The 24404-nt window shown below is 70.4% G+C and carries 18 protein-coding genes and 1 pseudogene; 7 read left to right on the top strand and 12 right to left on the bottom strand.

What is annotated here, in order from left to right; translation table 11 throughout:
* A pseudogene (locus ABT381_RS18195) lies at positions 1-529 on the bottom strand (FUSC family protein); the annotation flags it as partial.
* Between the two features lie 211 nt (positions 530-740).
* Here ABT381_RS18195 and ABT381_RS18190 point away from each other — a divergent pair.
* On the top strand, positions 741-1691 hold the full coding sequence (locus ABT381_RS18190) for an FAD-dependent oxidoreductase (protein WP_351594839.1): 951 nt from the start codon (positions 741-743) through the stop codon (positions 1689-1691).
* 86 nt (positions 1692-1777) lie between these two features.
* Here ABT381_RS18190 and ABT381_RS18185 read toward each other — a convergent pair whose 3' ends face one another.
* The 4 genes from ABT381_RS18185 to ABT381_RS18170 all read right to left on the bottom strand — a co-directional run bounded on the left by ABT381_RS18185 (position 1778) and on the right by ABT381_RS18170 (position 7414).
* A complete protein-coding gene (locus tag ABT381_RS18185) occupies positions 1778-3538 on the bottom strand; it encodes a BCCT family transporter (RefSeq protein WP_467754424.1) in 1761 nt (586 codons plus the stop codon).
* Positions 3539-3592: 54 nt separating this feature from the next.
* Entirely contained in the window at positions 3593-4942 is a 1350-nt protein-coding gene (locus ABT381_RS18180) for a M14 family metallopeptidase (protein WP_351594836.1), read from the bottom strand.
* 82 nt (positions 4943-5024) lie between these two features.
* Entirely contained in the window at positions 5025-7001 is a 1977-nt protein-coding gene (locus ABT381_RS18175) for a Xaa-Pro dipeptidyl-peptidase (protein ID WP_467754441.1), read from the bottom strand.
* 68 nt (positions 7002-7069) lie between these two features.
* Complete coding sequence (locus ABT381_RS18170; RefSeq protein ID WP_467754423.1) at positions 7070-7414, bottom strand: rodlin; 345 nt, start codon at positions 7412-7414, stop codon at positions 7070-7072.
* Positions 7415-7714: 300 nt separating this feature from the next.
* On the opposite strand from ABT381_RS18170, the gene ABT381_RS18165 reads away from it, so the two are divergent.
* Both ABT381_RS18165 and sph read left to right on the top strand, forming a co-directional pair.
* Positions 7715-9241, top strand: a complete 1527-nt coding sequence (locus tag ABT381_RS18165; RefSeq protein WP_351594833.1) for a M1 family metallopeptidase — start codon at positions 7715-7717, stop codon at positions 9239-9241.
* Between the two features lie 91 nt (positions 9242-9332).
* Positions 9333-10310 carry a sphingomyelin phosphodiesterase gene (sph, locus tag ABT381_RS18160; protein WP_351594831.1) on the top strand — a complete coding sequence of 326 codons (978 nt, stop codon included), beginning with the start codon at positions 9333-9335 and terminating at the stop codon, positions 10308-10310.
* Positions 10311-10341: 31 nt separating this feature from the next.
* On the opposite strand, the gene ABT381_RS18155 is transcribed toward sph, so the two are convergent.
* From ABT381_RS18155 to ABT381_RS18145, 3 genes are all read right to left on the bottom strand, one after another.
* Complete coding sequence (locus ABT381_RS18155; protein ID WP_351594845.1) at positions 10342-11739, bottom strand: amino acid permease; 1398 nt, start codon at positions 11737-11739, stop codon at positions 10342-10344.
* A 290-nt stretch (positions 11740-12029) separates the two neighbouring features.
* The gene (locus tag ABT381_RS18150) at positions 12030-12773 is read right to left on the bottom strand and encodes a hypothetical protein (RefSeq protein ID WP_351594828.1); all 744 of its coding nucleotides are present in this window, start codon (positions 12771-12773) and stop codon (positions 12030-12032) included.
* Positions 12770-13984, bottom strand: coding sequence for a TRAFAC clade GTPase domain-containing protein (locus ABT381_RS18145; protein WP_351594826.1), 1215 nt, complete (start codon positions 13982-13984; stop codon positions 12770-12772). Before ABT381_RS18145 ends, ABT381_RS18150 begins: the two co-directional genes overlap by 4 nt.
* Positions 13985-14158: 174 nt before the next feature.
* Between ABT381_RS18145 and ABT381_RS18140 the strand changes: the two genes are divergently transcribed.
* Complete coding sequence (locus ABT381_RS18140; RefSeq protein WP_351594823.1) at positions 14159-14905, top strand: MerR family transcriptional regulator; 747 nt, start codon at positions 14159-14161, stop codon at positions 14903-14905.
* Positions 14906-14953: 48 nt separating this feature from the next.
* On the opposite strand, the gene ABT381_RS18135 is transcribed toward ABT381_RS18140, so the two are convergent.
* From ABT381_RS18135 to ABT381_RS18120, 4 genes are all read right to left on the bottom strand, one after another.
* On the bottom strand, positions 14954-17125 hold the full coding sequence (locus ABT381_RS18135; protein WP_351594821.1) for a 3-hydroxyacyl-CoA dehydrogenase NAD-binding domain-containing protein: 2172 nt from the start codon (positions 17123-17125) through the stop codon (positions 14954-14956).
* A gap of 33 nt (positions 17126-17158) precedes the next feature.
* Entirely contained in the window at positions 17159-18373 is a 1215-nt protein-coding gene (locus tag ABT381_RS18130) for an acetyl-CoA C-acetyltransferase (RefSeq protein WP_351594818.1), read from the bottom strand.
* A gap of 72 nt (positions 18374-18445) precedes the next feature.
* Positions 18446-19588, bottom strand: coding sequence for an acyl-CoA dehydrogenase family protein (locus ABT381_RS18125; RefSeq protein ID WP_351594842.1), 1143 nt, complete (start codon positions 19586-19588; stop codon positions 18446-18448).
* Positions 19589-19602: 14 nt separating this feature from the next.
* Positions 19603-20763 carry a CaiB/BaiF CoA transferase family protein gene (locus ABT381_RS18120; RefSeq protein WP_351594816.1) on the bottom strand — a complete coding sequence of 387 codons (1161 nt, stop codon included), beginning with the start codon at positions 20761-20763 and terminating at the stop codon, positions 19603-19605.
* 183 nt (positions 20764-20946) lie between these two features.
* Here ABT381_RS18120 and ABT381_RS18115 point away from each other — a divergent pair, with 183 nt between their 5' ends.
* The 3 genes from ABT381_RS18115 to ABT381_RS18105 all read left to right on the top strand — a co-directional run bounded on the left by ABT381_RS18115 (position 20947) and on the right by ABT381_RS18105 (position 24399).
* Positions 20947-21690: an MgtC/SapB family protein gene (locus ABT381_RS18115; protein ID WP_351594813.1), complete on the top strand. Its 744-nt coding sequence runs from the start codon at positions 20947-20949 to the stop codon at positions 21688-21690.
* Between the two features lie 967 nt (positions 21691-22657).
* A complete protein-coding gene (locus ABT381_RS18110; RefSeq protein ID WP_351594811.1) occupies positions 22658-22978 on the top strand; it encodes a hypothetical protein in 321 nt (106 codons plus the stop codon).
* Positions 22975-24399, top strand: a complete 1425-nt coding sequence (locus tag ABT381_RS18105) for a putative T7SS-secreted protein (RefSeq protein ID WP_351594809.1) — start codon at positions 22975-22977, stop codon at positions 24397-24399. Before ABT381_RS18110 ends, ABT381_RS18105 begins: the two co-directional genes overlap by 4 nt.
* Positions 24400-24404 lie beyond the last annotated feature (5 nt).

Below are 24404 nucleotides of genomic sequence, written 5' to 3'. Positions count from 1 at the left end.
CGCCGCTGAGCGAGCCGCCCGGGGGCCGCGGCGAGCGCAGCACCAGCCGCAGCAGGAGCAGCCAGCCCGCGCCGGCCAGCGTCAGCAGGCCCTTGGTCCACGGCTCGAGCTGCGGCAGCGGCATGCCGGCGCCGAGGATCGCGGCGGCCAGCATCTGCATCCCGGCGGTGGAGCGCACGGGTCCGGCGACGCTGCCGGCGCCGGAGACGAATCCGATGCCGAAGAGGGCGAGCACCAGCCACCAGCCGACGTCCGCGAGCGAGGCGCCGGCGAACATGCCCAGGGCGACGGCCAGCGCGGGCAGCCCGATGTGCACGACGCCCCTGCGCCGGGTGCCGGGCCGGTCGTTGACGCCCGCGAGCATCGCGCCCAGGCCCGCGAGGACGCCGGCTGCCGGGTGTCCGGTGGCGATGCCCGCGCCCAGCAGCGGCCCGGCGCACAGCGCCCCTCTGACCACCGCCGGCCACGGCACGGGCAGCCGCTGCCACTGGAAGGGGTGGGCGAGCCAGACGGGTACGGCGCGGGGCATGAGCCTCCTTGAGTCGGCTGCGTACGGATGCGGGACGGTGCGTAGGGGTCTGCGCTGCGTACGAGTACGGACGGTCCGTGGGGCGTCGTCGGCCGACGGTCTGCTGGTACCAGCCTAAGTGCCGGGATTGTCCGGGTCGCTGCCGGAGGGTTAAGTCAAGATCACAAACCACCGAAGAGACTCCGGATACGGTCCTCGATACGGTCCTCGCATGACGAACGATGTGATCGTGGTGGGAGCCGGTGTCACCGGCCTGACCTGCGCCGTCCAGCTCGCCGAGACCGGCCGCGCGGTCCGGGTGGTCAGCCGGGACCAGGGCGCCGGTACGACGTCCTCCGTGGCGGGCGGGCTGTGCTGGCCGTACCGCATCCTCCCGGAGGAGGCAGCGGTCGAGTGGTCGGTGCGCGGCTACGAAGCGCTGGCGGGCCTCGCGGAGACCGAGGGCGCGGGCGTACGGATGGTGGCGGGCACGATGGCGGCGGCGTCGGTCCCGGACCGCTGGCGGGACGCCGTACCGGGGCTGCGCGCCGCGCGCCCTGAAGAGCTGCCCGCCGGGATACCTCTGGGCCTGCGGGCCCGCACCCCGTTGGTGGACATGCCGACGCACCTCGCCTACCTGGAGCGGCGGCTGGCCGCGGCGGGCGGCACCGTGGAGCGGCGCCCGGCCGACTCCCTGGACGCGCTGGCCCGGGAGGCCGGCGCGGTGGTGAACTGCTCGGGCCTGGGCGCCCGCGACCTGGTGCCCGACCCGTCAGTACACCCGGTGCAGGGCCAGGTGGTGATCGTGGAGAACCCGGGCATCGAGGAGTGGTTCGTCGCCGCCGACGGCCACACGGACGTCACGACGTACGTGCTGCCGCAGCCGTACGGCGTGGTGCTCGGCGGCACCGCCGTGGAGGGCGCGTGGTCCACCGAGCCGGATCCGGCGGTCGCCGAGGCGATCGTGGAGCGCTGTGCCCGCATCCACCCCGGGCTGGCCGACGCGCGGATCCTCGCGCAGCGGGTGGGGCTGCGCCCGGCCCGGCCCGCGGTGCGCCTGGAGGCCGAGCGGCTGCCCGGCGGCAGGCTGTGCGTGCACAACTACGGGCACGGCGGCGCGGGCGTCACGGTGGCGTGGGGCTGCGCCGACGAGGTGCTCCGGCTGCTGGAGGCGGCGGCCTGAGCGCGTCCGAACACGCGGGAGCGGAGGGCACAACGGCCCTCCGCTCCGATGACGCGCCCGTGGATCAGTCGGGGATCAGTCGCTGATCAGTCCTTCCCCGTACCCGCCGGAGCAGGGCCGTCCGTGTCGCTGACGACCGTCGTCTCCTTCGCCGAGCCGCCGGTGGCCGGCCCGATCCGGATCTCGAAGTCGCCCTCGTACTTCTCGTGTCCGGCCACGACCGCGGCCTCGATGACCTCCTCGCCGATCTGGCCGCGGACGATGAGCGGATCGCTCCGCAGGTCCTTCAGCAGCGCCCAACACATCATGATCATGACCAGGGTGAACGGCGCGGCGACCAGGATCGTGAGGTTCTGCAGGCCCGTGAGGGCGTCACCGCTGCCGCCGCCGATGAGCAGCATGATCGCGGCGACCGCTCCGGTGACCACGCCCCAGAAGATGACGACGGGCCGGGTGGGCTCCATCGTTCCCTTCTGGGACAGGGTGCCCATCACGATGGACGCGGCGTCCGCACCGGACACGAAGAAGATGCCGACCAGGATCATGACAAGCACGCTCATGAGAGTGGCGACCGGGTACTGGTGCAGCACATCGAAGAGCTGGCCCTCCACGGAGGAGGTGTCCGACAGCTGCTTGTGCTCCTTCAGGAACATCGCGGACTCGCCGAAGATCGCGAACCAGATGAGGCTCACGACGCTGGGCACCAGGATGACGCCGCCGACGAACTGACGGATCGTGCGGCCCCGGCTGATGCGCGCGATGAACATGCCCACGAAGGGCGTCCAGGAGATCCACCACGCCCAGTAGAAGACCGTCCAGCTGCGCAGCCAGGCGTCGACGCCCGCACCGCTGCTGGCGCCCGTACGGCCGGCCAGCTGCGGCAGTTCGTCGAAGAAGGTGGCGACGCTGGTGGGCACCATGTTCAGGATGAGGATGGTCGGCCCCGCGATGAAGACGAAGACGGCCAGGATCAGCGCCAGCACCATGTTGATGTTGGACAGCCACTGGATGCCCTTGGCGATGCCGGAGACCGCGGAGAGGATGAACGCGACCGTCAGCACGGTGATGATGGTGACCAGCAGGGTCGTGCTGACGCTGTCCTTCCAGCCGAGCACCTTGATACCGCTACCGATCTGCAGCGCCCCCAGACCCAGCGAGGCGGCCGAGCCGAAGAGCGTCGCGAAGATCGCGAGGATGTCGATGACCCGGCCGCCCGCTCCGTTGGCCCGCCGGGCCCCGATCAGCGGTGTGAAGACGGCACTTATCGTCTGCCTGCGGCCCCGCCGGAAGGTGCTGTACGCGATGCCGAGCCCGACCACCGCGTAGATCGCCCACGGGTGCAGCGTCCAGTGGAACAGCGTGGTGGCCATCGCCGTGTCCATGGCCTGCGCGGCGTCATCGGGGTGGGTGCCCGGCGGCGGGGTGCTGAAGTGCCCCAGCGGCTCGCTCACGCCGTAGAACATCAGGCCGATGCCCATACCGGCGCTGAACATCATCGCGATCCAGGAGACCGTACGGAACTCGGGCCGCTCGCCCTCCGCTCCGAGCGTGATGCGTCCGTACTTGCTGATCGCCAGCCAGATCGCGAAGATCACAAAAGCGGACGCGGCCAGGACGAAGGCCCAGCCGCCGTTCTTGATGACCCAGTCGAGCATCGTGCTCGACGCGTTCTCGAGTGACTTGGTGGAGGTCGCTCCCCAGACGATGAAGGCCAGGGTGAGCAGTGCCGTGACGCCGAAGACCGTGCGGTCGGTCCGGGCGGGCAGGGCACGTTGCGCCTCCGAGGGCAGATCGATCGGGGCCGTTGGCCCGCTCCCGCCCTCCGTTTCGTTCTCTCTGTCCGTCACGTGGTGACCTTTCGATGGGCTGGATTTCTCCTGGCCATTACCCCCTACCACAGTTCAACACCCGGTTGACGGCTTCGCGTCCGTAAGGTGATCTGCGGATCGTGCGTCGAGCAGCAGGGGCACCAGCGCGCGCAGGGGCTGGCGCAGCCGGACGAGGGCGCCGTCGCCGTCACGCTCGACCCGTATGCCGTGCAGCGCGAGTTCGTCACCGACCTCCGCATAGCTCTTCTCGTCCAGCCGGTAACCGCACGGCGGGTCCTGGAGGGTCTGCTCGTCCGTCGCCGGGTCGTTGTCGGCGCCGCCGAAGTAGACGGGCCCGCGGTCCGCGTAGCCTGCCAGCCGCGCCGCGGTGGTGGCCGCCTCGATCCGGCCACGGCGCTCCCCGAGGAAGGCGAACGCGCCCTTGAGCCCGGCGAGCTGGGAGCTCACCCGGCGCCGGTTGTTCACGGCCGGATCGTCCTTCTCGGCCTGGGTGAGCGGCGTCGTACGGGTCTCGACGAGCAGCCCGACGGAGTTCTTCACGCCTGCCGTGTTGCGCAGGATGCGCTCCTGTCCGTCGCCCGCCACCTGCTTGACGGGCTCGCCGGTCTCCGGATCGGTCCAGATGCCGTAGATGCCGGTACTGAAGCCGCTGTCCTGCACGGTGGGGCGTACGTATCGCTCGGAGAGCGTGCCGGCCTCCTCGTGCACCGCGTCCGGGGTGTTGAGGCTGCGCGGCCACAGGGACAGCAGGTCCTTGTCGTAGTACGGCGGGGTGGCTCCGTACTCGTGCAGGTCATAGATCGTGTCGGGGCGGTAGTCGCGGAATACCGTGGCCATCGTGCGGGCCTCGGCGGTCTTCAGGGCGAGGTGGTCGCGGTTGATGTCCACGCCGTCGGAGTTGCCGCGGGTGTTCGCGGCCCGGCCCTCGGGGTTGGCGGTCGGGAGGACGAGGACGCTGGTGTGCTCCAGGAAGCGGCGGGTGGCCGCGTCGGTGGCGTAGGCGAGGTTTCGTACCGTGGACAGGCACGCCTCGCGCCCGGAGGGCTCGTTGCCGTGCTGGGAGCAGATCAGCAGGACGGAGTTGCCGCGGCGTACACGGTCGGCGGTGGGCGGCTGTGCGGCGCCGATGCGGACGAGCTGGAGCGGGCGTCCCTGTTTCGTCGAGCCGATGCGGTCGACGCGCGTGCGCGCGCTGTCCCGGTCGACGCGGGCGAGGAACTCCTGCTCCTCGGGCTGGGTGGTCCAGCGCGCGCCGTCGCTGGTCTCGAAGCCGGTACGAGGGCCGTCGCTGGTCTCGAAGCCGGTACGGGGGCCGTCGTGCGCGGTGGCCGCGGCCGCTGCCGGGGCGGGACCGGCCAGGAAGGCCGTGGTGAGCGCGGTGGTGACGGCGCCGAGGAGCGCGGCGCGGAATCTGTACCTCACGAAGCGGTGCCTCCCATAGGTGGAGCGGACAGGGTGCTCCGGGCCGGGGCCACATGCGTACGATGCGGCCCCGGCCCGGTGGTCAGCGGGCGTCCGGCACGGGCCGGCCGAGGCGCGGCGCGTCCAGTCCGGCGAGCGGCCCTGCCCCGGTGTGCGGGGCCTTCGGCGTACCGGAGAGGGCGTGCGCGGCGCCCGTCAGCGGCAGTTCGGCCTTGGTGCGGGACAGGTCGAGGGTGAGCGTCGGGCGGGTGGACGGCGGGTCGATGAGCCCGGCGTCCGTGCCGCCGACGATCAGCGCGAGGCGGTGCCCGGCGGGCACGACATGGTCGGTGGCGGCCAGGTCCAGGGTGATCGTGTACGGCTTTCCGGGCGTCAGCGGACGGCCCTTGTGCGGGTCGGCGTACGTGCCCAGATCGGCCCAGCCGCGGCTGAAGACGGTCTGCTGCACTTTCTCGGTGTCGGGCGCGGTCTCCTTGAAGCAGGCGCTGTCGCCGTCCCGGCTCGCGCCCCAGCAGGTGCGCCGGTCCAGCGTGGTGATGCCTTCGCCCTGGCCCGCGTAGTCGCGGATGGTGGCGGGGCCGAGGTCGACCAGTACGGCCGACAGGTGGGCGGTGGCGGTGGACGGGGTGGCGGTCACGGTGACCTTGCCGGAGCCGGACAGGCGCAGCGGTGCCGCCAGCGGCGCGGTGCTGAACGCGGCCTTCTCCGCGGTCGGCTGGTCGGCGTGCGCCGCCCAGTCGGTCTCGCTCAGCTTCGGGTCGTCGGTGAAGGTCTCGGTCGCGCCGGACGGGGCCGGCCGGCTGCCGAGCACGCCGACACCGGGCGCGTCGCCCGTACCGGGGCGCAGGGTGGTCCGGGCGGCCGTGCCGGGCGCGGGCCAGACGCGGTCCGTCGACCACTCCCCCGGCGCCCGCTCGATGTCGGCCATCGGGGCGCGGTCGACGCCGTTCTCGTAACCCATCAGGTAGTGATCGAACCACCGGTGCAGGGCGGGAACCCAGTCCTCGCGCCGGAAGTCGAACGGATCGACGTGCCCGGTCTGCGAGAGCCAGATCTTGCGCTCCACCCCGTGCTTCGCCAGCGCGTCCCACCACTGCCCGAAGTGCTTGGTGCGGACATTGAGGTCCTGCATGCCGTGCACCACGAAGACGCTGGCCTTCACCTTGCGCGCGTCCTTCACGTAGTCGCGCGCGGACCACAGGTCCGTCCAGTCACCGTTGCGCGGCGCGCCGTCCACGAGCTGCTTCTGGACGGCGGCGCAGCGGTCGCGGGCCGCGGGGCTCTCGACGTAGTCCGACAGCCACTCGGGGCCGGAGTCGTAGAGCGGCGCGCCCTGGGAGAAGTAGTAGTCGTACCAGGAGGAGATGGCGCCGATGGGCACGATGGTCTTGAGGTTCGGCACACCGGTGGCGGCGACGCCGTTGGCCACCGTGCCGTCGTAACTCTTGCCGATCATGCCGGTCCTGCCGTTGGACCAGTCGGCGGTGACCCGTTTCCCGCCGGTACGGGCGTCGTACGCGCGGGCCCGCCCGGCCAGCCAGTCCACGACGGCCTTGGCGGACTGCACGTCGGAGCGGCCGCCGACGTCCACGCAGCCGTCGGAGCGGTTGGTGCCGGCCAGGTCGACCAGGACCGTCGCATAGCCGCGCGGCACGAAGTAGTTGTCGTAGAAGAGCGGGAACTGCACGGGGCGGCCGTCGGCGCCGTAGGTCTTCTTCTGGCTCTCGTTGCCGCGGCCGCAGCAGGAGTAGTACGGACTCGCGTCCATGATCACGGGTATGCGGCGGCCCTGCTGCGCGGGTTCGCGGGGCCGGACGATGTCGACGGCGACCCGGTCGGTCCTGCCGTCCGAGTCGCCGTCGATCTTCGTGTCCACCCATACCGACTCGCGGATGGCGCGGTCGTAGGAGTACACGGGTCTGCTCTCACCGGTGACGGCCCGCGTCTCACCGGTAGTGGCCCGCGCGCTGTCGGCGGGTGGGAGCAGGACGGCCAGCAGGGCGGCGGTGGCCGCCACGACGAACGCCTGCCACGGTATGCGGCCCAGCCGCGTGCGTATGGTCACCCGCGGGACCGTAGCGCGGGCTCCCGGGGCGACGTAAGAGTCTGTGTCCGAACGGAAATGGCTTACTGATCGGTGCCGGAGGACTGGCCGGAGTTGTCGGCGCACTGCTGGTTCTGCGGGGAGGCGAGGACGTTGACGTCCTGGACCGTGACCGGCACCAGGATGCCCACCAGCGATCCGACATTGGCCTTCGCCGGCACCCCGAGGCACAGCGCGTTCAGCGTGCCCTGGACCGCCCCGAACTGCGCGCTCAGTTTTCCGTGGGTCGTCGAGTTGCCGAACGCGGACTGCGCGCCGTTGCCGCTGAGGCTGGTCGGGCCGTCGCCGATCGCGACGGCGCTGCCGGCTCCGCCGGCGATCGCCGCGGCGGCGAGGCCGCAGGCGGTCATGGTGCTACGGATGTACATGGCTCTCTCCACAGGATGATGCTGCGCCAAAGCCAGGAGTACATCCTGCGGTGCGGTGCGTGCACACCCATTCACCTGATCGTCGGCGTGCCCAAGACAAGCCTTCAATAGACAGGACTTCCCTACGTAGCAGGCAGGGAAGTGACCATGACGGCATGATGTCGGTCATGTGTCAGATATGGCCATGCACCTGACGTGGGACGCGCGAGTACATAGGGTCGGGAGCGACCCCGACCAGGGTCGGCACCACCCCCCACGAAGGCCGGAACCGACCGGCCTCTCCGACGAGTTGGAGGACTCGTGCGTCACAGACTCCTCGTGCCGGGCGCCGCCGCGCTCAGCCTGCTGCTGGCGATCCCGGCATCGGCTGCCGACTACTCCCCCGGCGCGCCGGGCGTGGGTGACTCCTACTACCCCGAGAGCGGCAACGGCGGGTACGACGTCTCCCACTACGACCTGCGCCTGAAGTACCAGCCGAAGACGGACCTGCTGGAGGGCACCGCGACCCTCCTCGCGAAGACCACGCAGGACCTCTCGCGCTTCAACCTCGACTTCGGCCTGAAGGTCAGCGAGGTTCGCGTCAACGGCAGGAAGGCGGCCTTCAAGGCGTCCGGCAAGCACGAGCTGGAGGTGACGCCGGACGCGCCGCTGCCCAAGGGCAAGGACATCAGCGTCGTCGTCCGTTACGCGGGCAAGCCGTCCGAGCTGAAGATCGACGGCTTCACGGCCTGGGCGCGCACCCCCGATGGCGGCGTGGTCGCGCAGGAGCCGGACTCGGCGGTCTGGTGGTACCCGAGCAACGACCACCCCACCGACAAGGCCACGTACGACATCTCGGTGGCCGTGCCGGACGGCACCCAGGCGCTCAGCAACGGCGTGCTGCTCTCGCAGTCCTCCAAGCTCGGCTGGACGCGCTACAACTGGCGCTCGGACAAGCCGCAGGCGACGTATCTGACCACGCTCGCGGTCGGCAAGTTCGACATCACCAAGGACACCACGGCGAACGGCCTGCCGGTCATCAACGCCGTCAGCAAGGACCTGGGCAGCAACGAGGGCGCGGCGAAGTCCAGCATCGAGCGCACCACCGAGGTCGCGGAGTGGCTGGAGGGCGTCTTCGGCCCGTACCCGTTCAACGCGCTCGGCGGCTACGTCCCGAACGTCCCGGCCGGTTACGCGCTGGAGACCCAGACCCGCCCGTTCTACGGCAAGAAGGCGTTCGACGCGGGCACCAACGTCTCGGTCGTCGTGCACGAGCTGGCGCACCAGTGGTACGGCGACAGCGTCTCGCTGAAGGACTGGAAGGACATCTGGGTCAACGAGGGCTTCGCGCGCTACAGCCAGTGGCTGTGGTCGGAGAAGGAGGGCGAGGGCACCGCGCAGGAGCTGGCGGACTACGTCTACGCCCAGCACCCGGCCGACGACGCCTTCTGGACGGTGAAGCCGGGCGACCCGGGCGCGGAGAACCAGTTCGACATCGCGGTCTACGACCGGGGCGCGCTGGCCCTCCAGGCGCTGCGCAACAAGCTCGGCGACAAGACCTTCTTCGCACTCCTGAAGTCCTGGCCGACCGAGAACAAGTACGGCAACGCCTCGGTCGCCGACTTCGTGAAGTTCGCCGAGGAGAAGTCTGGCAAGCCGCTCGCCGCCTTCTTCGACACCTGGCTGTACCAGCCCACCAAGCCGTCGGCCCCGGCCGCGCAGGGCGCCACGATCGCGGCCGGCAAGGCCCCGGCGGCACAGCCGAAGTCCTGGAAGAAGATCGCCGCGACGAACGACGTGCACGCGCACGGCGACGTCCACACGCACGACGGGCACCGGCCGGAGTAAATCTTCCCGCCAACTGGCGGTTACCAGAAGGTAATCGCGGCTGATTGGATGTGCGGCGCCGGATCAACCCCCCACCCCACAGGGAGATTCAGTGCCGCACTCCACGCCGCGACGCATGCGCGCCGCCGTCCTCGCCACCGCGATAGCTGTCGCCTCGTCGCCGCTCCTCACAGCGGCCAACGCTTCCGCCGCGAACACCCCCGCGCTCAAGGTCCTCACGTACAACACATTCCTGTTCAGCAAGACGCTCTACCCCAACTGGGGCCAGGACCACCGGGCGAAGGAGATACCGGCGGCGGACTTCTTCCGCGGCCAGGACGTCGTCGTGCTCCAGGAGGCGTTCGACAACTCCTCCTCCGACGCCCTGAAGGCGAACGCCGCCGCCGCGTATCCGTACCAGACCCCGGTGGTCGGCCGCGGCAAGGACGGCTGGGACGCCACCGGAGGCGCGTACTCCTCGCTCACCCCGGAGGACGGCGGCGTCACCCTGCTCAGCAAGTGGCCGGTGGTACGCAAGGAGCAGTACGTCTACAAGGACGCCTGCGGCTCCGACTCCTACTCCAACAAGGGCTTCGTCTACGCCGTACTGAACGTGAACGGCACGAAGGTGCACGTCGTCGGCACCCACACGCAGTCCACCGACCCCGGCTGCGCGGCGGGCGAGGCCGCCGCGATTCGCGCGAAGCAGTTCAAGGAACTGGACGCCTTCCTCGACGCCAAGCACATCCCGGCCGATGAGCAGGTCATGGTGGCGGGCGACTTCAACGTCGACTCACGGAGCACGGAGTACGGGGCGATGCTGGACGCCGCCGGCCTCGCGGCCGCCGACGCCCGCACCGGACACCCGTACTACTTCGACACCCAGGAGAACTCCATCGCCAGGGACCGGTACCCCACCGACCCCCGCGAGGACCTGGACTACGTCCTGCACCGCGCCGGCCACGCCCGCCCCACCGACTGGCGGAACGAGGTCGTCAAGGAGGAGTGCCCGCCCTGGACGGTCACCAGCGGCGGCAAGGACTACACGTACACGAACCTTTCCGACCACTACCCGGTGACAGCGGGCTGAGCCCGGCCGCTGAGCCCGATCGCTGGGCTCGTCAGCGGCGCGGTCCCGGGACCTTCGGTGCGGGCGGGCCCTCCAGGCCGTCCGCGCCGCCGGTGGCGGCTCGTTCCGCGGCGAGGCGGTTCACCCGGCCGCGGACCACGAACCAGCCCGCGACCAGGGCCACGGCGATCACCGGGGCCAGCATGACCGTGTCCCGGCCGACGCCGTTGTCGAACCACATCAGGACGATGACGCCGAGCAGGAACGCGATGGTGACGAGGTCGGTGACCGGCGTGCCCGGCAGCCGGAACTTCGGGCGCTCCAGGACGCCCTCCTTGGTGCGGCGGACGAACACCATGTGGCAGATCATGATCACGACCCAGGTGCTGATGACGCCGAGCGCCGCGATGTTGATCACGATCTCGAACGCCTTGCCCGGCACCACGTAGTTCAGCACGACGCCCAGCACACAGACCGCCGAGGTGAGCAGGATGCCGCCGTACGGCACCTGGTGGCGGTTCATCCGGCCGACGAACTTCGGCGCGGAACCGGCCGCCGACATCGAGCGCAGGATGCGCCCCGTGGAGTACAGGCCGGAGTTGAGGCTGGACATGGCGGCGGTGAGCACGACGAGGTTCATCACGTCGCCGGCGGCCGGCACGCCGACGTTGGAGAGCACGGTGACGAAGGGGCTCTGGCCTGCGGTGTACTTGTCCCACGGCATCAGCAGCGTCAGCAGCACGACGGAACCGACGTAGAAGATGCCGACCCGCCACATGATCGAGTTGACGGCCTTCGGGACGACCTTGTGCGGCTCGCTGGTCTCGCCCGCGGTGACGCCGACCATCTCGACGGCGGAGTACGCGAAGACGACGCCCTGGAGGACGACCACGACCGGGAGCAGGCCGGTCGGGAAGAGCCCGCCGTTGTCGCTGATCAGGTCGAGTCCCGGCGTGTGGCCGCTCACCGGGTGCTGGGTGGCGAGCAGGAAGATGCCGATCAGCATGAAGATCACCAGCGCGGCGACCTTGATGATCGCGAACCAGAACTCCAGCTCACCGAAGATCTTCACCGAGATGAGGTTCACGGCCAGCACGACCGCGAGCGCGATCAGCGCCATCGCCCACTGGGGCACGTCGGTGAACATGCTCCAGTAGTGCGTGTAGAGCGCGATGGCGGTGATGTCGGCGATACCGGTGGTCGACCAGTTCACGACGTACATCCAGCCCGCCACGTAGGCGCCCTTCTCGCCCAGGAACTCACGGGCGTAGGAGACGAAGGAGCCGGAGGAGGGGCGGTGCAGCACCATCTCGCCCAGCGCGCGGACGACGAAGAAGGCGAAGAGGCCGCAGATCGCGTAGGCGATGGCGAGCGCGGGGCCCGCGGCGGCCAGCCGGCCGCCGGCGCCGAGGAAGAGGCCGGTGCCGATCGCGCCGCCGATGGCGATCATGTTGATGTGGCGGGCCTTGAGGCCCTTGCTGTATCCGGCATCGCCAGCGTCGTGCGGGGCGTTACCGTTCCCCCCGTCCGGCGGCCGGTAGGCGTCTTCCTGGACGGTGTGCGTGCTCACAGGTGCGTCATCTCGCTTTCGGGAGGGCGGTGGAGCGACGGCCGGCTGCTGCGGATCGCGCGAGTCGGGCCGACCGCACACCTTCCCCGAAGTACGGACATCCGTCTGTGAAAGAGATCACATGGACGAGATCGATCATGTGCCTGATCGCTGGTAGTCGGCGGTCTTCCTCAGTCCTTGAGGATCAGTACCAGCGCCAGTACCGCGGCCAGCGGCCAGCCGGCCAGCAGTACGAACGCCCACAGCCCGCCGCCGGGCCCCCTGAGCAGCGCCACGAGCCGCCCGACCAGGCCGGGGCGATCCTCGGGGACCCCGTCGCCCTGCTGCGGCCCCTCGTCCGCCCGGGGTCCCGGCATCGCCTCCCCGGGCCCTGCCGAGGCGGCCGACGCGCCCTTCGTGGCGGGCGCCGGTACCGCCGGCTGCCCTGGCTCCGGTACCGGCACGGTCCCCGCGGCCAGCGCCGTCACCGGAACCCGCGCGGAGACCGCGGGCCGGAACGCCCGCTCGTCCTCCAGGAAGCGCGCGAAGATGTCCAGCACCATCGGGCGCAGCCCCGGCAGGTCGGCGTCCGTCACGGACACCCGCGCCCGCGACCCCTCGCTGACGACCACGCCGTACGCGAGCTCGATGGGCCGGCCGCTGCGGTCGCGCAGCACCACGCCATCGGAGCCGGGCGGCGACGCCTGGACGATGCGGTACGAGAGTCCGATGCGCCCGCCGCCCGGCAGCGGCGCCTCCGCGTGCCGGCTCTCCCCCGTCTGCGTCAGGCCGCCGGTGATCGCGTCGCGCAGCACCCCGGAGAGGTTGCGCTCGCCCAGGAAGCGCGGCACGAGCAGCGTCCGCTGGCCCACCACCCGGCCGCGCGCCACCAGGAAGGGCCAGCAGCCGGCCTCCCGTACCCCCCTGCGGCTCACGACGCCTCGCCGTCGCGCAGCACGGAGGCGGGCATCTTGGCCACGAAGGAGGCCAGCTCGGCGTTCATGCGGTCCATCGCGATCCGCCGCGCGGAGGCCGCCTCCTCGGTGAGCCGGTCGACCTGGCCCAGCTCCTGTTCGCGCAGGCCCATCTTGCGCTCGCCCTGCTCCGTGAGCCGGCTGGCGAACATCTCCACCGCGGCCTCGCTCACCTTGTCGAGCTTCTTGCCGCCCACCACGGCGCCCAGGACGCCGCTGATGGCCTTGCTGAGCCGGGTGCTGAGGGTGCCGCTCAGCCACTTGATCCGCTCGGCGGCGGTGAGCGCGGTGCTGCGCTGGATCTCGCGGATGAGCTGGCGGCGGGTGGCCTCGTCCAGCCGGCCGAGGATCGAGGAGAAGATGTCGGGCAGGATCGCGAGGAACGGGATCTCGACGTACTGGGGGTGCGGCAGCGCGCCCGGGTGCTTGCGCATCCGGCCGTCCGGCTCCAGCGTCGCGTAATCGGGGCCCACCGAGCTGACGGGCAGCAGCCGGACGGCGGGCGCGTACTCGTTCCCCGCCATCGCGACGTTCCCCACGAGGTGCGCGAACTCCTCTATGCCGCACAGCGCCTCCTGGACGGCGGCCAGCGACTCCGCCTCCGTACCGGCGTATCCGGCGAGCAGGTCCCACTTGGTGATCACGAAGTGCACCGGCTTCTCCGCGGACTGCAGCAGCCCGAAGATCATCGACATTTCGTGGTGGAAGTGGTCCAGGCCCTCGTTGGTGCCCCGCAGCAGCTCGCGTACGTACTGCCCGTCCAGCAGGCACAGCACCGTGTCGGCCGCCACCAGCCGCTCGGTCAGCTGCTCCTGGGCCCGCGAGGCGGCGTCGTCCTGGGTGGCCTCGGTGAGCAGCTCGCCCGCGTAGTCCAGGTACTTGATGCGCAGCACCGAGTGGTTCGTGGCGTTCCGCCGGGTCTTGCAGTCGAAGGTGTACTCGCGGTCGTCGTTCACCCGCGTCGAGGCGGGCCACTCCCCGGGGCCCCGCACCTGGCGGTGGATGCCCAGCAGCTCGACGCGCTGCGCCTGCGCGCACTCCAGGAAGATCGCGGCGCTGCTCTGCACTTGCAGGCGCTTGAAGAGGCTGGAGAGGTAGACGGTCTTGCCTGATCCGGACGGCCCGACCACCAGTACTCGGACGGTGAACGGGTCGTCGCTGAGTTCGAGCATGTATCCCCCGAGAGCTCTGTACGAACAGTGGATGCTACTGACGGGGACAGCGGGCCGGAAGGTGGTCGGCGCTCCCTCACTCGCGAGAGTGGCGACGACGAGGACGGCGCAAGTGAGGACATCAGTGGCGAGATCGGTGGTGACATCGGTGGTGAGACAGCAATACTGTCCAACATGAGGGAGCCCGCCGAGTCCGCCGAGTCCACTGCCGACCTGAGCCTGACCGTCGACGAGCTGGCCGCCCGGGCCGGTGTCACGGTCCGTACGATCCGGTTCTACAGCACCCGCGGGCTGCTCCCGCCGCCGGAGATCGGCCCGCGCCGCGTCGGCAGGTACGGCCCCGATCACCTCTCGCGGCTCGCGCTCATCGAGGAACTGCAGCACCAGGGCATGACGCTGTCGGCGATCGAACGGTACTTGGAGCAGCTGCCGCCCGACGTCAGCCCCCAGGACCTGGCCATTCACCGCGCCCTCGTCGCCGGCTGGCTCCCGGACCGGGCCGAGGAGCAGACGCTCGCGCAGCTGGAGCGGCGGGTGGGCCGGTCGCTGACCGAGCAGGACCTGGACCGGCTGGCCGCGATGAGCGTGCTGGTGCGCACGGAGGACGCGGGCGTCTTCCAGGTGGATCCGGGGCTGCTCCAGCTGGGCGTGCGGCTGCTGGACGTGCCGATCGCGCTGGAGACCATCCTCGCGGCCCGTACGGTCGTACTGGAGCACACCCGCTCGGCGGCCCGGGAACTGAGCCGGCTGTTCAGGGACGAGGTGGGCGCCGCACAGGAGAACGGCGGGCCGGACGCCGCCGAGGTGGCCCGGCGCAAGTCCCTCTCCGCCGACATGCAGCCGCTGGTCGTGCAGGCGCTGGTGACTGCTTTTCAAAGGTCGATGAAGGACGAACTGCGGGAGTGGTTCGGCGGACGGTGAGCGCGAGAGGGGCGGGCCGCGCGGGCCCGCCCCGTACGCCGTCGGTGCTCAGTCCTTGAAGGTCTCGCCCTTCTCGGCCTTCTCCAGGAGCAGCTTCGACGGCGCGAAGCGCTCGCCGTACGCCGCCTGGAGCTCCTTGGCGCGGGCCACGAAGCCGGCGACGCCGCCCTCGTAACCGTTGATGTACTGCATCACGCCGCCGGTCCAGCCGGGGAAGCCGATGCCGAAGATGGAGCCGATGTTGGCGTCGGCGACCGAGGTGAGCACGCCCTCTTCGAAGAGGCGCACGGTGTCCAGCGCCTCGGAGAAGAGCATCCGCTCCTGCATGTCCCTGAACGGGATCTCCGCGTCCGGCTTCGTGTAGTGCTCGCGCAGCCCCGGCCACAGCCCGGCACGCTTGCCGTCCTCGCCGTACTCGTAGAAGCCCGCGCCCCCGCTGCGCCCCGGCCGCCCGAACTCGTCGACCATGCGGTCGATGAGCGCGTCCGCGGGGTGCGGCGCCCAGCTGCCGCCGGCCTCCTCGATCGCCTTGCGGGTCTCGTTGCGGATCTTCCGCGGCAGGGTCAGGGTCAGCTCGTCCATCAGGGAGAGCACCTTGGCCGGGTAGCCGGCCTGGCCCGCCGCCTGCTCGACGGAGGCCGGGTCGACGCCCTCGGCGACCATCGCCACGCCCTCGTTGATGAAGTGGCCGATGACGCGGGAGGTGAAGAAGCCGCGGCTGTCGTTGACCACGATGGGGGTCTTGCGGATCTGGCGTACCAGGTCGAAGGCGCGCGCCAGCGCCTCGTCGCCGGTCCGCTCCCCCTTGATGATCTCCACCAGCGGCATCTTGTCGACCGGCGAGAAGAAGTGCAGGCCGATGAAGTCCGCCTTGCGCTGGACGCCTTCGGCGAGGCCGGTGATCGGCAGGGTGGAGGTGTTGGAGCACAGCAGCGCGTCGGGCGCGACGATGCCCTCGATCTCCTGGAACACCTTGTGCTTGAGCGCGGTGTCCTCGAACACCGCCTCGATGACGGCGTCACAGCCCGCGAGGTCCTGCGGGTCGGCGGTCGGCGTGATGCGGGCCAGCAGTTCGTCGCGCTTCTGCTCGGTCGTGCGGCCCTTGGCGAGCGCCTTGGCGAGCAGGCCCTCGCTGTACGCCTTGCCCTTCTCCGCCGCCTCCTGGGTGACGTCCTTCAGGACGACCTGGACGCCGGCTCGGGCGCAGCTGTACGCGATGCCCGCGCCCATCATGCCCGCGCCGAGCACGGCGACCTTGGTGACCTTGCGCTCCTCGATGCCCTTCGGGCGGTTGGCCCCGGAGTTGACGGCCTGGAGGTCGAAGAAGAACGCCTGGATCATGTTCTTGGAGATCTGGCCGGTGGCCAGCTCGACGAAGTACCGCGCCTCGATGGCCTGCGCGGTCTCGAAGTCGACCTGGGAGCCCTCGACGGCGGCCGCGAGGATGTTGCGCGGGGCCGGGTACGGCGCGCCGTTCAGCTGCTTCTTGAGGTTGGCGGGGAACGCCGGGAGGTTGGCCGCGAACTTGGGGTTCGCGGGCGTGCCGCCGGGGATCCTGTACCCCTTGACGTCCCAGGGCTGCTGGGACTCGGGGTGCGCGTCGATGAACGCGTGCGCCTTGGCGAGCAGGTCCTCGGGGGTCTCGGCGACCTCGTGGATCAGCCCGTTGTCCTTCGCGCGCGTGGCGTTGTACTGGGTCCCCTGGAGGAGGACCTTCAGCAGCGCGTCGGCGATGCCGAGCAGCCGTACCGTACGGGTGACGCCGCCGCCGGCCGGGAGCAGGCCGAGGGTGACCTCGGGCAGGCCGATCTTGGTGCCGGGCGTGTCGAGCGCGACGCGGTGGTGGCAGGCGAGCGCGATCTCGTAACCGCCGCCCAGCGCCGCGCCGTTGATCGCCGCGACGACGGGCTTGCCGAGCGTCTCGATGCGGCGCAGGTCGCGCTTGATGCCCTGGCCCGCCTCGAATGCCTGCTGGGCCTTGTCGGGCGTGACGGCGATCAGGTCGCGCAGGTCGCCGCCGGCGAAGAAGGTCTTCTTGGCGGAGGTGAAGACGATGCCGCGTACGGTGTCCCGTTCGGCCTCCAGGCGGTCGGCGACCGCGGCGAGGGAGGTCTTGAAGGCGTCGTTCATCGTGTTCGCCGACTGGTTCGGGTCGTCGAGGACGAGGGTGACGACGCCGGTCTCGTCCTGCTCCCAGCGGATGGTGCTGGCTTCACTCATGGTGCGTTCTCCGTAAGGGGTCGGGACGGACGGTCAGAGGCGCTCGATGACGGTGGCGACGCCCATGCCGCCGCCGACGCAGAGGGTGGCCAGGCCGTAGCGCTTGTCCTGGCGCTCCAGCTCGTCGATGAGGGTGCCGAGGATCATCGCGCCGGTGGCGCCGAGCGGGTGGCCCATGGCGATGGCGCCGCCGTTGACGTTGACCTTGTCCAGGCTCAGGCCCATGTCCTTCACGAAGCGCAGCACGACGGCGGCGAACGCCTCGTTGATCTCGACCAGGTCGATGTCGTCGATGGTCAGCCCGGCCTTGGCGAGCGCCTTGCGGGTGGCGGGTGCCGGGCCGGTGAGCATGATGGTCGGCTCGGAGCCGGAGACCGCCGCGGAGACGATCCGGGCGCGCGGGGTCAGGCCGTACCGCTCGCCGACCTCCTTGGAGCCGATGGCGACCAGCGCGGCGCCGTCCACGATTCCGGAGGAGTTGCCCGCGTGGTGCACATGGTCGATCTGCTCGATCCAGTGGTACTTCTGCAGCGCCACCGCGTCAAAGCCGCCCATGTCGCCGATGCCGGCGAAGGAGGGCTTGAGGGAGGCGAGCGAGTCGGCGGTCGTGCCGGGGCGCATGTGCTCGTCGTGGTCGAGGACGGTCAGGCCGTTGCGGTCGGTGACCGGGACGACGGAGCGCTTGAAGCGGCCGTCCTTCCAGGCCGCGGCGGCCCGCTCCTGGGACAGCGCGGCGAACTCGTCCACGTCGCGGCGGGAGTAGCCCTCGATCGTGGCGATCAGGTCGGCGCCGATGCCCTGGGGGACGAAGTTGGTGTCGAAGTTGGTCATCGGGTCGTTGAACCAGGCGCCGCCGTCCGAGGCCATCGGTACGCGCGACATCGACTCCACGCCGCCGGCCAGCACCAGGTCCTCCCAGCCGGAGCGGACCTTGGCGGCGGCCATGTTGACGGCTTCGAGGCCGGAGGCGCAGAAGCGGTTCTCCTGTACGCCGGCGACGGTGTCGGGCAGCCCGGCGGCGATGGCCGCGATGCGGGCGATGTCGGAGCCCTGGTCGCCGACGGGGCCGACGACGCCGAGCACGATGTCGTCGACGGCCGCCGGGTCGAGGTCGGGGAAGCGCCGGCGTACCTCGTGGATCAGGCCGACGACCAGGTCGATCGGCTTGGTGCCGTGCAGCGCGCCGACGGCCTTGCCGCGGCCGCGCGGGGTGCGGATCGCGTCGTATACGTACGCTTCGGAAGTCACGGTGTGCAGCCTTTCAAAGGGGTGAGGGTGAGCCCTGGGTCTTTCCGTGCGCCGGTCCTGCCGGACGTGGCGTCAGCCGAGCAGCGAGCGGCCGATGATCTCCTTCATGATCTCGGTGGTGCCGCCGTAGATCGTCTGGATGCGGCCGTCGGTGAACGCCTTGGCCACGCGGTACTCGTTCATGTAGCCGTATCCGCCGTGCAGTTGCAGACAGCGGTCGGCCACCCGCTTCTGCAGCTCGGTGGCCCACCACTTGGCCATCGAGGCGTGTACGGCATCCAGTTGCCCGGCCGAGTGGTCGACAATGCAGCGGTCCAGGAAAGTGCGGGTGACGGCACACTCGGTGGCCATCTCGGCGATCTCGAACCGGATGTGCTGGAGCTTGGCGAGCGGCCGCCCGAACGCCTCGCGCTCCTTGACGTACTGCGTGGTGATCTCCAGCAGGTGCTCGGCCGCGGCGATGCCGGCCACCGCGATGCCCATCCGCTCCTGCGCGAGGTTGGTCATCAGGTGGATGAAGGCGCCGTTCAGCTCGCCGAGCAGATTCTCCTTGGGCACGCGCACGTCGTTGAAGAACAGCTCGGCGGTGTCCTGGGCCTTCTGGCCGATCTTGTCGAGGTTGCGGCCCCGCTCGAAGCCCTCCATGCCGCGCTCGACGACCAGCAGGCTCAACCCATGCGCGCCGCCTTCCGGCGTCGTCTTCGCCACCACGACGACGAGGTCGGCGAGGATGCCGTTGGAGATGAAGGTCTTGGAGCCGTTCAGTATCCAGTGGTCGCCACGGTCCTCGGCGGTCGTTCTGATGCCCTGCAGATCGGAGCCGGCGCCCGGCTCGGTCATGGCGATGGCGGTGATGATCTCGCCGCTGCAGAAGCCGGGCAGCCAGCGCCGCTTCTGCTCCTCGGTGGCCAGCGTGGTGAGGTACGGGCCGATGATGTCGTTGTGCAGCCCGACGGCCAGGCCCGCGGCGCCGGCCCGGGTGAACTCCTCGGCCAGCACGGCGGAGTAGCGGAAGTCGGCGTTGCCCCCGCCGCCGTACTCCTCCGGCACCGCCAGGCCCAGCAGGCCCTGGCGGCCGGCCGCGCGCCAGGCGTCCCGGCTGACGATGCCGTCCCGCTCCCACTGCTCGTAGTGCGGCGCGACCTCCTTGGTGAGGAAGGTGCGCACGGTCTCGCGGAAGGCGTCGTGGTCCTCGGTGAAGATCTGGCGCGGCAGCTGTGCGGGCTGGGTCATCGTGGGCCTTCCTCGGTGCCGTCCTCGGGACGTGCGGTGGTGGTCAGGGCGGGGACGTCCCAGTCGCGGGCCACCGCTTCGGTGTCCGCGCCGGGCAGGGCGGGGCCGCCGCGCACCGCGCCGGGCGTGCGCGAGAAGCGCGGCGCGGGCGCGGGCTGGGTGACACCGGCGTGTTCGACGAAGGTGCCGCGGGCCGCGAGATGGGGGTGGTCCGGCGCCTCGCGCAGCGACAGCACGGGCGCCACGCACGCGTCGGACCCGTCGAAGACGGCCGTCCACTCCTCGCGGGTGCGGGTACGGAACCGGTCGGCGATGGCCGTACGCAGCGCGCCCCACCGGGCGAAGTCCTCCCGCGGAGGCACGTCGTCCGCCAGGCCGAGCAGCCGCAGGAACTCGGCGTAGAACCGCTGCTCCAGGGCGCCGACGGCCATGTGGCCGCCGTCGAGCGTCTCGTACGTGCCGTAGAAGGGCGCCCCGCCGTCCAGGAGGTTGGCGGCGCGCCGGTCCTGCCAGGCGCCCGCCTCCAGCATTCCGCGGATCATGGTGGTGAGGTGGGCCGTGCCGTCGACGATCGCGGCGTCCACGACCTGGCCGCGCCCGCCTTCGGTGCGCGCGTGCTGGAGCGCGGCGAGGACGCCGATGACGAGGTAGAGCGAGCCGCCGGCGTAGTCGCCGAGGAGGTTGGCGGGGGCGACGGGCGGTCCGTCCGCGGTGCCGGTCATGCCGAGCGCGCCGGTGAGCGCGATGTACCCGATGTCGTGGCCCGCGGTGTCGGCGAGCGGGCCGTCCTGGCCCCAGCCGGTCATCCGCCCGTAGACCAGCCGGGGGTTGCGGGCCAGACACGGCTCCGGGCCGACGCCCAGCCGCTCGGCGACGCCCGGCCGGTACCCCTCGATCAGCACGTCGGCGCGCGCGGCCAGGTCGAGGACCTGACCCGGTCCCTCCGGGGCCTTCAGGTCGACCAGCACCGAGCGCTTGCCGCGGTTGGTGAGGTCGTGCGCCGGGTCGATGCCGATGCCGGAGCCGCCGGGGCGGTCCACGCGTACGACGTCGGCGCCGAGGTCGGCGAGGAGCATCGCGGCGAACGGGCCCGGCCCGATACCGGCGAGTTCCACCACGCGCACTCCGCTCAGCGGGCCGTTCCCTGTCTGCGCCATCGCGCCCCCAGCTTGTGACACCAATGCTGTAACACTCGTGATGTTAAGAACGTGTTCCAGTTTCCACAAGCCCCTCCTGAAGGCTTTCGGGGCGGCGCCCGAAGGGGCCTCCCCGAGGGGCCTTCCCGAGGCTCGGCCACCCGCCTCCCTTGCCCGCGCGGGGACAGCGATGACAATGGCCGGATGCCGTACTCGCACCTCGCCGCCGCACTGTTCGACCCCGCCACCGGCCAGGGCTGGCGCCAGATCACCGAGCTGGCCATAGCGCTGCTGCTGTCCTCCCTCATCGGGCTGGAACGCGAGGCGCGGCAGAAGAGCGCCGGGCTGCGTACCCACACCCTCGTGGGCGTCGGCAGCGCGCTCTTCATGGAGGTGTCGATCCACGGCTTCGGGGCCGTCACGGGACTGAACGGCATCGGCCTCGACCCGTCCCGGGTCGCCGCGCAGGTCGTCTCCGGCATCGGCTTCATCGGCGGCGGCCTGATCTTCGTGAAGAAGGACGCCGTACGCGGCCTGACCACGGCCGCGACCATCTGGCTGACCTGCGCCATCGGCATGGCCTGCGGCGGCGGGCTGCCGCTGCTCGCGCTCGCCTCGACGGCCGTGCACTTCCTCGTCGTCCGCGGCTTCCCCAAGATCACCGACCGGATGTCGATGGCCCCGTCCCTGGAACGCTTCGAACTCCGACTCGCCTACCGCTCCCAGCACGGCCTGCTCGGCCGGATGCTGGAGCTGTGCACCGGCAGCGGCTTCCAGGTGACCGACGTACAGGTCGAGACCGCGCCGGAAGAAGCGGACCGGGTCGCCAACGAAGTACTGCTCCGCCTGGAGGGCATCGCCTCCCCACACGAACTGGTCGAACGCCTGGCCCAACTGGACGGCGTCCGCGGCATCACGCTGGGACGGGAGGCGGACCGTACGGAGTGAGGGCGGGTGCCTAAACCCCGGCCGGATCAGCGCACGTCGTCTGATGCGTGCGACCGCAAGGCGCCGGAAGGTCCTCGATCTCGATGGGGGTATCCCTGGCCGTCAAGGCCTTGGCTACGAGCCCATCGTGCACGGGCCCGACGGCGAGGCACCTCCCTGGCCGTCAAGGCCTTGGGGAGGAGCTACTAGGACGTCCAGGCGGCAGGCCGGCGTCGCTGAGCGGCGGCGAACTGCATCCAGTGCGCGACAGCCAGGCGCCAGACCTCACGCAGAGGCCCGGCCGGCCGGCCCAAGCGGCGAGCACAGAAGCCGCGCGGGCCCCGGCGGTGGGCGGAACACGCTCGCCACCGGGCATCCGCCGACCGCACCCGGACACGCCCTGAACATCCGGTCGGCATCTGCAGTGGTCTCGCCTCCGCCATGAACCAACCGTCACGTGAGGGGCCACGCCCAGGCGTTGCGGCATGGCGGAGGCCTGCCGTAACGTCTTGATGATCTTCAATCCATTACGCATGGAGTTAGGCGTGCTCGATCCACGGTTCCCCCGTTGTCCCGCGGCAGTGGCGCAGGTGACGGCGCAACCGGAGCACGCGCGCGGGTGCTGCCGGCCGGCGGGTCGGTTCACACGGGCGGAACCGCCGATGGCGTGCGGTGCGCCGGGGCCGCCGTACCCGGCGAGCGGTCATGGGCGGCAACGGTGGAGCCGCCCCCCACCAGATGCTCACCCGCGTTCTGGACACCGGAATGGGCTCACAACAGGTGGCTGCGACCCGCGGCACCACCAAGCAGTGCACACAACGACTTTGTTCACCCGTCTGTCCGGCGAACCGAGGGAATCGGGGGAATCGATTGCCATGTTGATACATAAGCAAGAAGAGAGCTGCGGTCACCGGTTGCGGCGTGCCGCATCGGACGGTGCGGAGATTCGCCAGGCTCGGCGCTTCGCCGTGGTGCTGGGGCGCATACGATGAGCGACCTGAAAGCCGACACGCAGCGGATTCGGGAGTGTTCACGCGCGCTGCACCGGATCTACGAATCTTTCACCACCAGGGCCAACCCGACTGATGATTACTCGACAGGAGAGTTGGGGAACCAGAGCGTCGTCGATGCCTTCGGGGAATTCGCCAGCAACTGGAAGATCCACCGCGAAGACCTGGCGGAGAAGATCAAGACCCTGGGCGTCATCACGGAAAAGGCCGCCAAGAGTTACGACGCTCTGGATGCCGAACTCGCCAGAGCCCTGCGCAAGCAGGACGCCGAGAGGCAGCACCATGGCGGGGCGAAATGAGGCGCCCTCCCGCTCATGAGTGGGCAGTCCTGGACGAGGACGAAGACCCCATACCCGGTGACCCCGACCTGGTCGCTGCGCTGGGCCAGTCACTTCGCGATACCGCGGAGGACATCTCACGCGAGGCGGGTGACATAAAAGCTCTCTCCGCCGTCGAGTCCTGGCAGTCCAAGGCGGCTGACAAGTTCCGCGAGACCGCAGATGACACGATCGAGCCGCTCCGCAAGGCCTATCACCGCTACGACAAGGCCGCCGGCGCCATGGGGGAGCGAGTCCGCCCGGAAAGCACAGCCGACTGGGCCTCCGCTTTGGAGCATGCCCAGCAATTGGCCGACAAGGCCCTGAAGGCGGGGCGGGCTGCACACGAGGATCACCAGTCCGCCGTCAGTGCCATAGGTAAGCTGCCATCTCACACACCGGACGACGACCCGGACCGCGTGCGGCTGAAGAAGAAACGTGGTGAGGCTGCCTCCGACCTGCAAAAGGCGAAGTCCGCCCTGCAGGACGCGAAGGAAGTGCGCGATCGTGCCGCCGAGAAAGCGGCCAGAGTCATCCGCCGCGCCATTACGCACGACGGCATGCACGACACCAACTGGGACAAGGCCAAGGACACCGCCGGGACGGTCCTGTCGGACACCGGGCACCTCCTGGAGGACATGGGCGAGGTGGCGCTGTCCGACCTGGCGTCGCTCGGCAACGCAATGCTGCACGACGCCGGGCAGGTTGGCGAGGTGCTGGGCGGTATGGCGCTGGTGACGCTGGGTGCGGGCGGCGAGGTCGGCGGTGCGATGCTCGACGTCACCGGCGTCGGAGCAGTCCTCGGGGTGCCGGCCGGCGTGGTGTCGGCCGGCGCGATTGCCGGCGGCGTCGGGCTGATCACCGCCGGTGCGAGCCAGTTGGCCATGGACGCGGCCGGACCGAACCGGGTCGACATGACCTCCGACAGCGGCGGTGGCGGAGGGAAGGGCGACTGGTCCGGGCCGGAGACCTCGAAGGGCGAGCCCAAGCCGATCTCCGAGGAAGAACAGGTCCGCCACACGCAGCGGAAATCGGACCTGTCGGATCTGAGCCGCAACAAGCAGGTCGCCGAGGTCCGCAAGGGTGTCACGGAGGACGGGCAGAAATATAAGCCCGAGGGAGCCGCCCTGAAGGGCGGCAAACACGGCATCGACTGGAACGAGGGGCCGCAGCGGGCCAAACAGTCGGGAAATCCGCAGGGGAAGTTCGGCAGCCCGGCCGACGTGGACTACGCCGTCCGGAAGGCCAGTGAACTCGGCCCGGGAAAACAGGGATTCTTCGATCTGCCACCGGACAACGATTGCATCGAATTCCTGCCGGAGGGGGCCACGAGAAAGCCGAACGCGATGTATGTCAAGGTCCGTCCGGATGGTACGGTTCACGCGTACCCTTACACCAAATAGGCTGG

Origin of the sequence: Streptomyces sp. NPDC000151, assembly GCF_040301705.1 — a bacterium.
Taxonomy (GTDB): Bacteria; Actinomycetota; Actinomycetes; order Streptomycetales; family Streptomycetaceae; genus Streptomyces.
The sequence above is the reverse complement of the archived record's forward strand: the minus strand, read 5'-3'. Positions and strand labels throughout refer to the sequence as shown.

Coding starts and splice junctions, on each gene's coding strand:
- ABT381_RS18190 (WP_351594839.1), top strand. CDS start 741: ATGACGAACGATGTGATCGTGGTGGGAGCCGGTGTCACCGGCCTGACC.
- ABT381_RS18170 (WP_467754423.1), bottom strand. CDS start 7,414: ATGTACATCCGTAGCACCATGACCGCCTGCGGCCTCGCCGCCGCGGCG.
- ABT381_RS18155 (WP_351594845.1), bottom strand. CDS start 11,739: ATGATCGCCATCGGCGGCGCGATCGGCACCGGCCTCTTCCTCGGCGCC.
- ABT381_RS18145 (WP_351594826.1), bottom strand. CDS start 13,984: ATGCTCGAACTCAGCGACGACCCGTTCACCGTCCGAGTACTGGTGGTC.
- ABT381_RS18140 (WP_351594823.1), top strand. CDS start 14,159: ATGAGGGAGCCCGCCGAGTCCGCCGAGTCCACTGCCGACCTGAGCCTG.
- ABT381_RS18135 (WP_351594821.1), bottom strand. CDS start 17,125: ATGAGTGAAGCCAGCACCATCCGCTGGGAGCAGGACGAGACCGGCGTC.
- ABT381_RS18120 (WP_351594816.1), bottom strand. CDS start 20,763: ATGGCGCAGACAGGGAACGGCCCGCTGAGCGGAGTGCGCGTGGTGGAA.
- ABT381_RS18115 (WP_351594813.1), top strand. CDS start 20,947: ATGCCGTACTCGCACCTCGCCGCCGCACTGTTCGACCCCGCCACCGGC.
- ABT381_RS18110 (WP_351594811.1), top strand. CDS start 22,658: ATGAGCGACCTGAAAGCCGACACGCAGCGGATTCGGGAGTGTTCACGC.
- ABT381_RS18105 (WP_351594809.1), top strand. CDS start 22,975: ATGAGGCGCCCTCCCGCTCATGAGTGGGCAGTCCTGGACGAGGACGAA.